This window comes from Buchnera aphidicola (Symydobius americanus) (genome assembly GCF_964059135.1).
GTDB lineage: Bacteria > Pseudomonadota > Gammaproteobacteria > Enterobacterales > Enterobacteriaceae > Buchnera_L > Buchnera_L aphidicola_AJ.
Window position 1 is genome coordinate 227,338 of sequence record NZ_OZ060393.1, and the last position, 12,190, is coordinate 239,527.

11 protein-coding genes are annotated in these 12,190 nt (G+C 24.1%); 5 read left to right on the forward strand and 6 right to left on the reverse strand.

Annotation, left to right across the window (positions count from 1 at the left end):
• Nucleotides 1-9: 9 nt before the first annotated feature.
• The 3 genes from sucB to pfkA all read left to right on the forward strand — a co-directional run bounded on the left by sucB (nt 10) and on the right by pfkA (nt 3,164).
• A complete protein-coding gene (sucB, locus tag AB4W55_RS01040) occupies nt 10-1,197 on the forward strand; it encodes a dihydrolipoyllysine-residue succinyltransferase (RefSeq protein WP_367672157.1) in 1,188 nt (395 codons plus the stop codon).
• A 156-nt stretch (nt 1,198-1,353) separates the two neighbouring features.
• Entirely contained in the window at nt 1,354-2,052 is a 699-nt protein-coding gene (gene gpmA, locus AB4W55_RS01045; protein WP_367672158.1) for a 2,3-diphosphoglycerate-dependent phosphoglycerate mutase, read from the forward strand.
• Nucleotides 2,053-2,201: 149 nt separating this feature from the next.
• Nucleotides 2,202-3,164, forward strand: coding sequence for a 6-phosphofructokinase (pfkA, locus tag AB4W55_RS01050; protein WP_367672159.1), 963 nt, complete (start codon nt 2,202-2,204; stop codon nt 3,162-3,164).
• Nucleotides 3,165-3,259: 95 nt separating this feature from the next.
• Here the strand turns inward: pfkA and tpiA are convergent, their stop codons facing one another.
• From tpiA to serS, 6 genes are all read right to left on the reverse strand, one after another.
• Nucleotides 3,260-4,033, reverse strand: coding sequence for a triose-phosphate isomerase (gene tpiA / locus AB4W55_RS01055; RefSeq protein ID WP_367672160.1), 774 nt, complete (start codon nt 4,031-4,033; stop codon nt 3,260-3,262).
• Between the two features lie 163 nt (nt 4,034-4,196).
• Entirely contained in the window at nt 4,197-5,882 is a 1,686-nt protein-coding gene (gene rpsA / locus AB4W55_RS01060) for a 30S ribosomal protein S1 (RefSeq protein WP_367672161.1), read from the reverse strand.
• Nucleotides 5,883-5,964: 82 nt separating this feature from the next.
• Complete coding sequence (gene cmk / locus AB4W55_RS01065; protein ID WP_367672163.1) at nt 5,965-6,660, reverse strand: (d)CMP kinase; 696 nt, start codon at nt 6,658-6,660, stop codon at nt 5,965-5,967.
• 101 nt (nt 6,661-6,761) lie between these two features.
• Nucleotides 6,762-8,069 carry a 3-phosphoshikimate 1-carboxyvinyltransferase gene (gene aroA, locus AB4W55_RS01070; RefSeq protein ID WP_367672165.1) on the reverse strand — a complete coding sequence of 436 codons (1,308 nt, stop codon included), beginning with the start codon at nt 8,067-8,069 and terminating at the stop codon, nt 6,762-6,764.
• Nucleotides 8,070-8,110: 41 nt separating this feature from the next.
• Complete coding sequence (gene serC / locus AB4W55_RS01075) at nt 8,111-9,202, reverse strand: 3-phosphoserine/phosphohydroxythreonine transaminase (protein WP_367672167.1); 1,092 nt, start codon at nt 9,200-9,202, stop codon at nt 8,111-8,113.
• Between the two features lie 55 nt (nt 9,203-9,257).
• Nucleotides 9,258-10,553, reverse strand: a complete 1,296-nt coding sequence (gene serS, locus AB4W55_RS01080; protein WP_367672168.1) for a serine--tRNA ligase — start codon at nt 10,551-10,553, stop codon at nt 9,258-9,260.
• Nucleotides 10,554-10,836: 283 nt separating this feature from the next.
• Here serS and trxB point away from each other — a divergent pair, with 283 nt between their 5' ends.
• Nucleotides 10,837-11,829, forward strand: a complete 993-nt coding sequence (gene trxB / locus AB4W55_RS01085) for a thioredoxin-disulfide reductase (protein WP_367672170.1) — start codon at nt 10,837-10,839, stop codon at nt 11,827-11,829.
• A gap of 18 nt (nt 11,830-11,847) precedes the next feature.
• A complete protein-coding gene (gene infA / locus AB4W55_RS01090; protein ID WP_367672171.1) occupies nt 11,848-12,066 on the forward strand; it encodes a translation initiation factor IF-1 in 219 nt (72 codons plus the stop codon).
• The last annotated feature ends 124 nt before the right edge of the window (nt 12,067-12,190 follow it).

The following is a 12,190-nucleotide window of genomic DNA, read 5'->3' on the forward strand; positions in this document are numbered from 1 at the left end:
ATATTATATATGAAAGAAGTAAATATTTTAGTACCTGATTTACCAGAATCAATCAACCATGCCAAGGTAATTAATTGGCATAAAAAAATAGGGGATATAGTTAAACAAGAGGAAATATTATTAGATATTGAAACCGAAAAAGTAATTGTAGAAGTTCCTGCTACTGTAAACGGCATATTATTATCAATTCTGAAATTTGAAAATGAAATAGTATATAGTAAAGAGATTTTAGGAATAATTCAAAATATTAATAATATACCAAAAAATGATTTTCAATTGAAAAACAATAATACTCAAAACATAACTAATCAAAATACTATATTAAAAAAAAAAATATGTCAAAAATATCATTTTAGTCCATCTATTCGTAAATTAATTGCAAAAAATGATTTAAGTGTTTCACAAATATTAAAAAATAAAAAATATTTCCATTTAAATCAAAAAAATATTTCATCTTTTGAAAAACATGAAATAAATGAAAATGTAAATATTAATAAACGCACTATAAAAAAAATCCCAATTCCTCCGATTCGAAAAAGAATAGGAGAAAGATTGTTACAAACTAAAAATAATACTGCTATGTTAACAACGTTTAATGAAGTAAATATGAAATATATTATTGATCTTCGAAATAAATATTCTAAGTTATTTTACGAACAAAATAATATTAAATTAGGATTTATGTCATTTTTTGTTAAAGCAGTAGTAGAATCTTTAAAAAAGTTTCCGGATGTAAATGCTAAAATTGAAGACAATAATATTATATATTATAATTATTTTGATATAAATATTGCTATTTCAACAAAGATTGGATTAGTTACTCCCGTATTAAAAAATGCTGATAACATGACAATGTCGGAAATTGAAAAAAAAATTAAAGATTTTGCATTTAAAGGAAATAATGGAAAATTAGAATTATCTGATTTAATAGGAGGAAATTTTACGATTACTAATGGTGGTGTTTTTGGTTCATTAATTTCCACGCCGATTATTAATCCACCGCAAACAGCTATTTTAGGAATGCATGTTATTAAAGATCGTCCGATGGTTATTAATGGACAAATTAAAATTTTGCCTATGATGTATTTAGCGTTATCATATGATCATAAATTACTTGATGGAAAAGAAGCGGTAGGTTTTTTAAATGAAATAAAAAACATATTAGAAGATTTTTCAAAGATATTATTAAATTTATAATAAATTTAATTTTAATTTATATGACATATAAAAATATTCAATATTAGTATGTTTATTTTTTTTAAATAAATATATAATATAAAATGATATATTATAATTTATCATTGATGATAAAATATAAATTAAATAGAAATACATTTTATTTTAGGAAATTATATGAAAATTATTCAAGTAGTCTTAGTAAGGCACGGAGAAAGTGAATGGAATAAATTAAATAATTTTACAGGATGGACAGATGTAAACTTATCAGAATTAGGAAAACAAGAAGCTATATTATGCGGTAAACTATTAAATAAAAAAAATATTTATTTTGATTGTGCTTATACTTCATTTTTAAAACGCGCTATTCATACATTATGGAAAATTTTAAAAGAATTAGATCAAGCATGGATACCAGTTAAAAAAACTTGGCGTTTAAATGAAAGACATTATGGTAAATTACAAGGATTAAATAAATCAGAAATAGCAATAAAATATGGCGAACAAGAAGTATATCAATGGCGTAGAAGTTTTGAAGCTATCCCCCCAGAAATGAAGATTACAGATAATTTAACTTCATGTTATGATCAAAGATATCAAAATTTAACAAAAAATGAAATTCCAAAATCAGAAAGTTTAGAATTAACACTTAAAAGAGTTTTACCATATTGGGAAAATATAATACTTCCGAATATTAAAAATCAAAAAAAGATTTTAATTGTTGCGCATGGTAATTCATTAAGAGCATTAATGAAATATTTATCTAATATAGATGAAAGTGTTATACCAGATTTACATATACCAACAGGTGTACCAATTATATATAATTTTAATCAAAATGGAATTCCAATCAATTATTATTTTTTAGAAAAATAATATTTTTATTTTTTTACCAATTTATTAATATAAAAATATAAGAGTTAATATTAAAAATAAATTTTTTTATATAAATAGATACATAAATTTTTTAGTGATTTATTGTATCTCCACTTTAATAATACCTATATTATTTTTTAAGGTTAATGATGATTAAAAGAATTGGTGTATTAACAAGTGGTGGGGATGCTCCAGGAATGAATGCTGCTATTCGTGCTATAGTACAAGCTGGAATGAATGAAAATTTACAAATTCTTGGAATATATGATGGATATTCAGGATTATATAAAAATCATATAATTTATCTTGATCAACATGTTGTATCTAATATTTTGAATCAAGGGGGGACTATTTTAGGGTCCACAAGATTTCCAGAATTTTATAAAGAAAATATTAGATCTATTGCTGTTAAAAATATTAAAAAAAATAATATTGATGCAATAATTGTTATTGGAGGAAATGGGTCTTATGCTGGAGCAAAAGAATTAACTAATATGGGTATACCCTGTATTAGTCTTCCCGGAACAATCGATAATGATACACCAGGAACAGATTATACAATAGGTTATTTTACTGCTTTACAAACTGTTGTTGATGCAATTGATCGATTAAGAGATACATCTGCTTCACATCATAGAATATCAATAGTAGAAATTATGGGAAAAGATTGTGGGGATTTAACTATATCTGCATCTATAGCTTCAGGGTGTGATTTTTTTATTATTCCAGAAATTCCTTATGAAAAAAAAATGTTATTAAAAAAAATTAAAAATGGTATCAAACGACAAAAAAAACATGCCGTTATTGCAGTTACAGAATATGTTTGTGATATTATAGAATTATCAAAATACCTAGAAAAAAATACATCTTTAGAAACTAAAGTAACTATTTTAGGACACATACAAAGAGGAGGAAGACCAGTAGTATATGATCGTATCCTAGCATCTCAAATGGGTGCTTATGCTATTAAAATATTACTTAATGGATATTCAAGTAGATGTATTGGTATTAAAAATAATTGTATAGTACATCATGATATTGAATTTGCTATGCAAAATATGAAAAAAACATTTCAACGCGATTGGTTTGAGACCGCCCAAAAATTATATTAATATTTATGTTAGTGCCGGAATTTATACCGGCGCTGATTTTTATAATTTATATAAATTTCAAATGATTGTTATGTGATATATTTTAAAAAAATATTTTATGAAATATTTTCAACATTTTTTGCGATTTCTATGATTTTAATAAATGTTTCATAAGTTAAAGAAGATCCACCTAATAATACTCCATTAATGTCAGATTCTTGTAAAAAATATTTAATATTATTTTCATTTACTGATCCTCCATATTGCACAATGATTTCATGATAATTTATTTTACTGTTTTTAGAAATATAAGTTTTAATAAATTGATGTACACTTTGAACATATTTAGGATCTGCACTTTTTCCAGATCCGATTGCCCAAATCGGTTCATATGCAATAATGGAATCTTTGAAGGCATATTTGCCTGAAGTGGATAAAATTACGTCTATTTGTTGTTTACAAATTAATTGTATTTGATTTTTATTTTTTTGTTCTAAATTTTCTCCAATGCATAAAATAGGAATTAGACCAATATATTTTAATAATTGAAATTTTTTAGCAACTATTTGATTATCTTCTTTATGGTACGTTCTTCTTTCAGAATGACCAATAATTACATATTTTACTCCAATATCTTTTAACATTTCAGCTGAAACTTCTCCAGTAAACGCTCCCTGTCGGTTTAAATCTACATTCTGAGCGCCTAAAAAAAAATTCCGATTGTTAATGATTTGATTGACGGATTGTAAGTAAATTATAGGAGGAGCGATAATTATTTTATGATTAATACGATTGTTAAGAAAATAATCTTTTAATTTTAAAAAAAAACCCAATGTTGTAGATTGATTTCCATGTAATTTCCAATTACCTGCAATAATAAAATTTTTCAAAACATTCTCCACTATTAGAAACTAAGTTTTGATAATTATCAATTATTAATTATTCGCTTAGTTTCTATCATTTTGATAATTAATTCGTTTTGTATAATACCAAAAATGTTATATATTTTTAAAATTGTATATAAATTATTTTAAATATTTCATTTTTTTTAATTTATTTCAAATTTTCATTTATTTGAAATTTTTTAAAAATTATTTCAGAAAATAAAAAATTACTTTTTATTTTATTTAAATAATTTTCATATTCTGTATTATTAATTATATGAACATGATAAAAAAATAGATTGATAATACGATTTTTACGATCAAAATTTTTTATTTTACATTGAATGATATCTTCTACCATTAAAATATTAGTAATATCTTTAAATCTTGAATTTTTTGAAGTAGAAATATCATGAATATTTAAAATACCTAAAACATCATATGATAATTTTACAGTAGCAATACTATTATTAATATTTACTATTTTACCGATTACAAGATCTTCTTTTTTATGCGCAGTAATATAAGTATATAATGGATCTTCTTGTAACTGTTTAATACCTAAAGATATTCTTTCTCGATCCGGATCAACCTGTAATACAACAGCAGAAATTTCTTGTCCTTTTTTATATTCAACTAAATATTCTTCACCGGAAGCATTCCATTTAATATCTGATAAATGAACAAGCCCATCTATTCCCCCTGTTAAACCAATAAAAATACCAAAATCAGTAATTGACTTAATTTTTCCTTTAACATGTACACCTTTTTTATGTGTTTTTGAAAAAATTTTCCAAGGATTTGGTTTGCATTGTTTTAAACCTAATGAAATACGACGTCTGTCTTCATCAATATCTAATACTGTGACCTGCACAATATCTGAAACAGAAACCATTTTTGAAGGATGAATATTTTTATTTGTCCAATCCATTTCAGATACATGAACAAGACCTTCTACACCTTCCTGGATTTCAACAAAACATCCATAATCTGTTAAATTAGTTACTCTTCCAGAGACAATTGCCCCTTCAGGATGACGAGTTGAGATAGAAATCCAAGGATCTGCGCTTAATTGTTTTAATCCTAATGATACTCTATTACGATCACGGTCAAATTTTAAAATTTTTACGTTAATTTCATCCCCAATGTTAACAATTTCATTAGGATGTTTTACTCTTTTCCAGGCCATATCGGTAATATGTAATAAACCATCTACACCACCTAAATCAATAAATGCTCCATAATCAGTTAAATTTTTTACTATTCCCGAAATTTTCATACCTTCTTTTAAATTTAATAATAACTGATCTCTTTCAGCACTAGTTTCAAATTCAATAACAGCTTTTCGAGAAACAACAACATTATTTCTTTTTTGATCTAACTTGATAACTTTAAATTCCAATTCTTTTCCTTCTAAATGACTAGTATCTCTTAAAGGTCTAATATCAACTAACGAACCAGGTAAAAAAGCACGTAAGTCATTTAATTCAACAGTAAAACCTCCTTTAACTTTACCGCTGATTACCCCTAATATAGTATCGGTATTTTTATATGCATTCTCTAATTGAATCCAGGCTTCGTGTTTTTTGGCTTTTTCTCTAGATAGAAGAGTAGAACCAAAACCGTCTTCTATTGCATCTAATGCAACATCAACACTATCACCGACTTGAATTTCTAATTTTCCTTGATGATTTTTAAATTGTTCAATAGAAATATATGATTCAGATTTTAATCCAGCATCCACCAAAACTGTATCTTTTTCTATAGAAATAACAATTCCAGAAATAATTGATCCAGGCTGTGTTTTAACTTCATTTAGAGATTCTTCAAATAATTTAGAAAAAGATTCATTCATATAAATATTTTATAAATATTGTAATTTACCATCTATTTAACATCATGTAGAATAGGGTTTGTTAATATACTCTATAATCATCCTAATTATAGACAGATTTGATCTTAAAATTATTATTATTTTTTATATGTTGTAAAACAATTTTTAACACATGACTGATTGATAATTTACTTGAATCTAATATAAATGCATCATGAGCGGGATTCAATGGAGAACATATCCTATTTTTATCACGATAATCTCTTTTATAAATTTGATTCAATACATCTTGATAATTAATATCAGTACCTTTCTTTTTTAAATCAATCATTCTTCGATATGCTCTTGCCTCTAATGTGGCATTTAAAAAAATTTTAATTATTGCATCAGGAAATACAACAGTCCCCATATCTCTTCCATTAGCAATTAATCCCGGATATCGACGAAACAATCTTTGTTTGATTAATAAATAATTTCTTACATATGGAATGGTAGCTAATTTAGAAGAAATATATGTTATTTTTTTAGACATAATATATCTATACGAAAAATGTTTTTTAATCAAATTATATATCAAACCATTTTTATAAATAAAATAAAAATCTAAATTACGTAAAATAGGGGTTAAAAATTTTTTTAACATAGGGACATTATATTGTACAAATAAACAAGCTAGTATTCTATAAATTACGCCTGAATCAAGATGAAACCATCTTAAATTGTTAGCAAGCAATTTACAGAGCGTACTTTTTCCAGATGCACTTGGACCATCTACAGTTATCACAAGAGGAAGTATCATAATTACAAATTCTCTAATGAAAATTAAGTATTAAATTTATTAAATGTATAATTTTTATACTATTATTTCTGAAAATATAATCTGATAAATTTATTTGTATTTTAAAATTTTTTTAATGAATTATATACACTAATTTTGTTAAATTCCTGAAAATATTGAGGAAAAGTTTTTGAAACGCATTTAGGATTCATAATAGTAACACTTTGATTAGATAGTGCAATTAAAGAAAAACACATTGCCATTCTATGATCATTATATGTATTAATTTTTGCATAAATAAATTTTTTAGGAGGAGTAATACAAATATAGTCTTTTCCTTCTATCACAAAAGCTCCAATTTTCTTTAATTCAATAGTCATTGCCTTTAATCTATCTGTTTCTTTTAATCTCCAACTATATATGTTTCGAATAATAGTCGTTTTTCCATTATATGTAAATAAAGCAAGAATAGCAATTGTCATAGCTGCATCAGGAATATCATTTGCATCTAAATCAATTGCTTTTAATCTACCTTCAGAACATTTAACAAAATTCTTTCCCCAATTTATTTTTCCACCCATTTTTTTTAAAATATTTACAAATTGAATATCTCCTTGAATACTATTTTTATCAATTCCTATTACACGAACTGATTTTCCTTTAATTGCTGCAGCTGCAAGAAAATAAGAAGCTGAAGAGGCATCGCCTTCTATATAAATATTTTTTGGAGAATAATAAATTTGATTTCCTTTAATGAAAAATTTTTGATAATTTTCATGATATACTGTAATTCCAAAATTTTTCATTAATTTCATTGTGATATCTACATATGGTTTTGAAATAAGAGGTTTTTTAAGTGTAATATTAGTATCCAATTTTGCTAAAGGAGCAGATATTAATAAAGAAGTTAGAAATTGACTAGATATGTTTCCATTGATAATAATTTTACCACCTAGAAATCCACCTTGAATTTTAATAGGAGGATAACCTTCATTTTGTAAATATTTAATAATTGCACCCCCCTGTCGTAAAGCAAGAACAAGATCTTTAATAGGACGTTCTTGCATTCTGCTGTCTCCTGTTAATATAATATCATTATTTAATAATGAAAAGGCTGCTGTTAATGGTCTCATTACAGTACCAGCATTTCCTAAAAATAATGAAATATTATTAGAATAATATAATGGACCAGAACATCCCTCAATAATACAATTTTTATAATCATTATTAATATTAAATTTTATTCCAATTTTTTGAAAAACTTTTAACATATGATTAACATCATCACTATTTAATAAATTTTTTATACATGTTACACCATTGGACATTGCTGACATTAATAGAACACGATTTGAAATACTTTTTGAACCAGGTAAATATATATCTCCATATACTGAAGATATAGGATTTAACGTTAAAAATTTCTCCATTCAAAAATTTTCCTTATAAACAATGTAAATAAAAAAAATAACTATTTATATTTATACTCAAAATCTGTCATAAATTGAATTAATGCCTTAACTCCAGAAATTGGCATAGCATTATAAATAGAAGCTCGAAAACCTCCATAAAATTTATGTCCTTTTAAAAAATTTAATCCATTCATTATAGATTCTTTTAAGAAAAGATCATTTAATTTTTGATCAACTAAATTAAAGACAACATTCATATAAGATCGGTTTTTAATATGCACATCATTAATATAAAAATTACTACTATCAATTTTTTGATATAATAATTTTGCTTTTTTATAATTTAATTTTTCAAAAAAACTTATTCCACCATTCTTAATCATCCACTTAAAAACTAACCCAGAAACATACCAAGAAAAAGTATTTGGTGTATTAAACATAGATTGATTTTTATAAATTGTTTTATAATTTAAAATCGTTGGTAATAAAATATTTGTTTTATATTTTAATAAATCTCTACGCATAATAATTAATGTAATCCCAGCAGGACCAATATTTTTTTGAGCGCTAGCATAAATTACACCATACTTTTTGACATCAATAGAACGCGATAAAATTGATGAAGAAAAATCACCTACTACAATTTTCCCCTGAAAATTAGGTTCTTCATGAATTGCAATACCCTCAATAGTTTCATTAGGACAATAATGTACATAATCAGTATTTTTATTTAAATTCCATTGACTCATTGGAAGAATAGATTTTTTAGATTCTGTAATGGATTTTACATTAATTTGATATGGAGTACAATATTTGGAGGCTTCTACCATGGAATGGTAAGACCAATATCCACTATTAATATAATCTGCTGTATAAAATTTATTTAATAAATTCATTGGAACTGCAGAAAACTGTCCTCGAGCACCACCTTGACAAAATAAAATAATATATTCATCTGGAATAGATAATAATTTTTTTAAATATTTATAAGAATTTTTAATAATTTTTAAAAACTCTGAACTTCTATGACTAATTTCAATAATAGATGATCCTATATTATTCCAATTTAAAAATTGGTTCTTAACTTTTATTAATACTTCCTGAGGTAACATAGCCGGTCCGGCACTAAAATTGTATATTATTTTTTTCATATATTTTATGATAATTTTTAAATGTAAAATATATTATATGATATGTATGTTATATTTAATCAATCAAATTCATGTCATTCATATATTTTTTTTGTAATACTTTTGGTATTTTAACAGTTCCATCGCATTGTTGATAATTTTCTAATATCGCAGCTAATGTTCGACCAATTGCCAAACCTGACCCATTAACTGTATGTACTAATTTTTTTTTACTCGTTTTATTGGTACAATACTTAATGTTAATTCTTCGCGCTTGAAAATCTGACATATTAGAACAAGAAGATATCTCTCTATAATTATTTTGAGAAGGAAACCATACCTCTAAATCATATGTTTTTGACGCGGAAAATCCCATATCTCCTGTGCATAATAAAATTTTTCTATAAGGCAGTTCTAGTAATTGTAAAATTCTTTCTGCATGATAAGTTAAATTTTCTAGAGTTTTTATAGATTGATTTGGATGACTAATTTGAAATATTTCAACTTTATCAAACTGATGCATACGAATTAATCCTTTTTTATCTTGACCATAAGATATATTTTCAGCACGAAAACAAGGGGTATTAGCAGTTAACATAATCGGTAAATCATTTTTATGAATAATTTTATTTTTAAACATATTAGTTAATGCAACTTCAGCAGTAGGTATTAAAATATATTTATTTTGATGTATTTTTTTGTATTTTGTAGATACATAAAATAATTCGTCTTCGAATTTTGGTAATTGACCTGTTCCATATAAACTTTCATGGTTTACTAAATATGGTACATATGTTTCTGAATAACCATGTTGATTAATATGTACATCTAACATAAATTGACCTAATGCTCGATATAATAATGCTATTTTATTTTTCATAATTACAAAACGAGAACCAGAAATTTGAACAGCAGAGAACCAATCAAAACCATTATGTTGTTTTCCAATAGAAATATGATCTTTCACTTTAAATGAATATTTTTTAATTTTACCCCAATATTGAATTTTTCGATTATCACTATAATTTATTCCAATTGGAACTGTTGGATCTGGAATATTAGGTATAGATAATAAAAATTTTTTCATATCTAGTTTTAATTGAAATAGTTTTTTTTTATTAATAATTAACAATTTCTTAATTTCTAAAACTTGATTTTTTAATTCTTGAAAATTGTTTTTAATATTTTTATTTTTTCCAATTTCTTTAGATAAATTATTACATTTTGATTGTAAATTTTCTGTTTGTATTTGTATTAATTTACGAGAATTTTCAATAGAATTAAATAAATTGATATTTAAAATAAATCCTCTTGTTTTTAATTTATTCGCAATGATATCAATTTCATTACGTAATAGAGAAAGATCAATCATATTATTTTTATATATATTAGAATTTTTAAATTAATACTAAATATAATATATAAAAAATTATATCGTTTGATAATATTTTTTTAAATACAATATAAATAATATTAATTATATTTTATTTATTAAATGAATATAATATATTTATTATTTATAATATAATTATATATTATATTTTAGAATATAAGAATTTCACATGTTTAAATAACATAGAAAATAAAATAGTTTAATATTAATTCATAAAAATTCGCAAATTTTGTATTATTCACGTATAATCTGAGAGAAATACATGAAAGAATCATTAAAAATAACACATAAAAAATTAATTATTATTGGTTCTGGTCCAGCAGGATACACAGCTGCTATATATGCAGCACGTGCTAATCTTAATCCTTTATTAATTACTGGATTACAAAAAGGAGGGCAATTAACAACAACATATCAAATCGAAAATTGGCCTGGAGATTTTGAAAAAACTTTAGGAATTGATTTAATGAATCGCATGGAAAAACATGCTACTCAATTAAATACTGAAATTATTTTTGATTATGTTATAAATATTCAATCTAAAAAAAAAATATTTTATGTAAATTGTACTGAATATCAATATACATGTGATGCAATTATTATTGCCACCGGTTCATCTCCTCGATATTTAGGTTTACACAATGAAATAAAATTTCTTGGAAAAGGAATATCGACTTGCGCAACATGTGATGGTTTCTTTTTTAAAGAAAAAGAAGTAGCAATAGTTGGTGGTGGAAATACTGCAATAGAGGAAACATTATATTTATCAAATATTGTTAAAAAAATACACTTAATTCATCGCAATCAAACTTTTAGAGCAGAAAATATTTTAATTAAAAGATTAGAAAAAAAAATTCTAGAAAAAAAAGTAATACTATATACTCAATATTTTATTCAAGAAATTTTAGAAAATAATTTAGCTTTCTCTGGTATAAAAATTCAATCTAAAATCAATCCTCAAGAAATTAAAACAATTAATGTATCAGCATTATTTATTGCAATTGGACATACTCCAAATACAGAATTTATTAAAAATAAAATAAAATTAGATCATGGTTATATTAAAATTATTTCTGAAAATACTGAATTTCATACACAAACTAATATACCAGGTATTTTTGCCGCAGGAGATGTTGCGGATCCATTTTATCGACAAGCAATTACATCAGCTGGTAGTGGATGCATGGCTGCACTAGATGCAGAAAAATATATAAATACCTTAAATTTAACTAAAATAAATGATATTGAAATTTAAAAATAATTGGGAAATTATATGATTAAAGAAAACAATATTGAAATGCAAGGTATCATAATTGATACATTACCAAATACTATGTTTAGAGTAGAATTAGAAAATAAACATATTATTACAGCACATATATCAGGAAAAATGAGAAAAAATTATATTCGAATATTAACAGGTGATAAAGTAACTATTGAGCTTACACCATATGATTTAACCAAAGGAAGAATTATTTTTAGAAGTAGATAAAATTTATATTGATATTTTAAAATAGATAAATTTTAATTATTTAAAAATAAATAATATTTAATATAATATTTAAAATATACAAATACATGCTTAAATAATTTATTAAATAATTTTATAAAAATGT

Coding starts and splice junctions, on each gene's coding strand:
- sucB (WP_367672157.1), top strand. CDS start 10: ATGAAAGAAGTAAATATTTTAGTACCTGATTTACCAGAATCAATCAAC.
- gpmA (WP_367672158.1), top strand. CDS start 1,354: ATGAAAATTATTCAAGTAGTCTTAGTAAGGCACGGAGAAAGTGAATGG.
- pfkA (WP_367672159.1), top strand. CDS start 2,202: ATGATTAAAAGAATTGGTGTATTAACAAGTGGTGGGGATGCTCCAGGA.
- rpsA (WP_367672161.1), bottom strand. CDS start 5,882: ATGAATGAATCTTTTTCTAAATTATTTGAAGAATCTCTAAATGAAGTT.
- cmk (WP_367672163.1), bottom strand. CDS start 6,660: ATGATACTTCCTCTTGTGATAACTGTAGATGGTCCAAGTGCATCTGGA.
- aroA (WP_367672165.1), bottom strand. CDS start 8,069: ATGGAGAAATTTTTAACGTTAAATCCTATATCTTCAGTATATGGAGAT.
- serC (WP_367672167.1), bottom strand. CDS start 9,202: ATGAAAAAAATAATATACAATTTTAGTGCCGGACCGGCTATGTTACCT.
- serS (WP_367672168.1), bottom strand. CDS start 10,553: ATGATTGATCTTTCTCTATTACGTAATGAAATTGATATCATTGCGAAT.
- trxB (WP_367672170.1), top strand. CDS start 10,837: ATGAAAGAATCATTAAAAATAACACATAAAAAATTAATTATTATTGGT.
- infA (WP_367672171.1), top strand. CDS start 11,848: ATGATTAAAGAAAACAATATTGAAATGCAAGGTATCATAATTGATACA.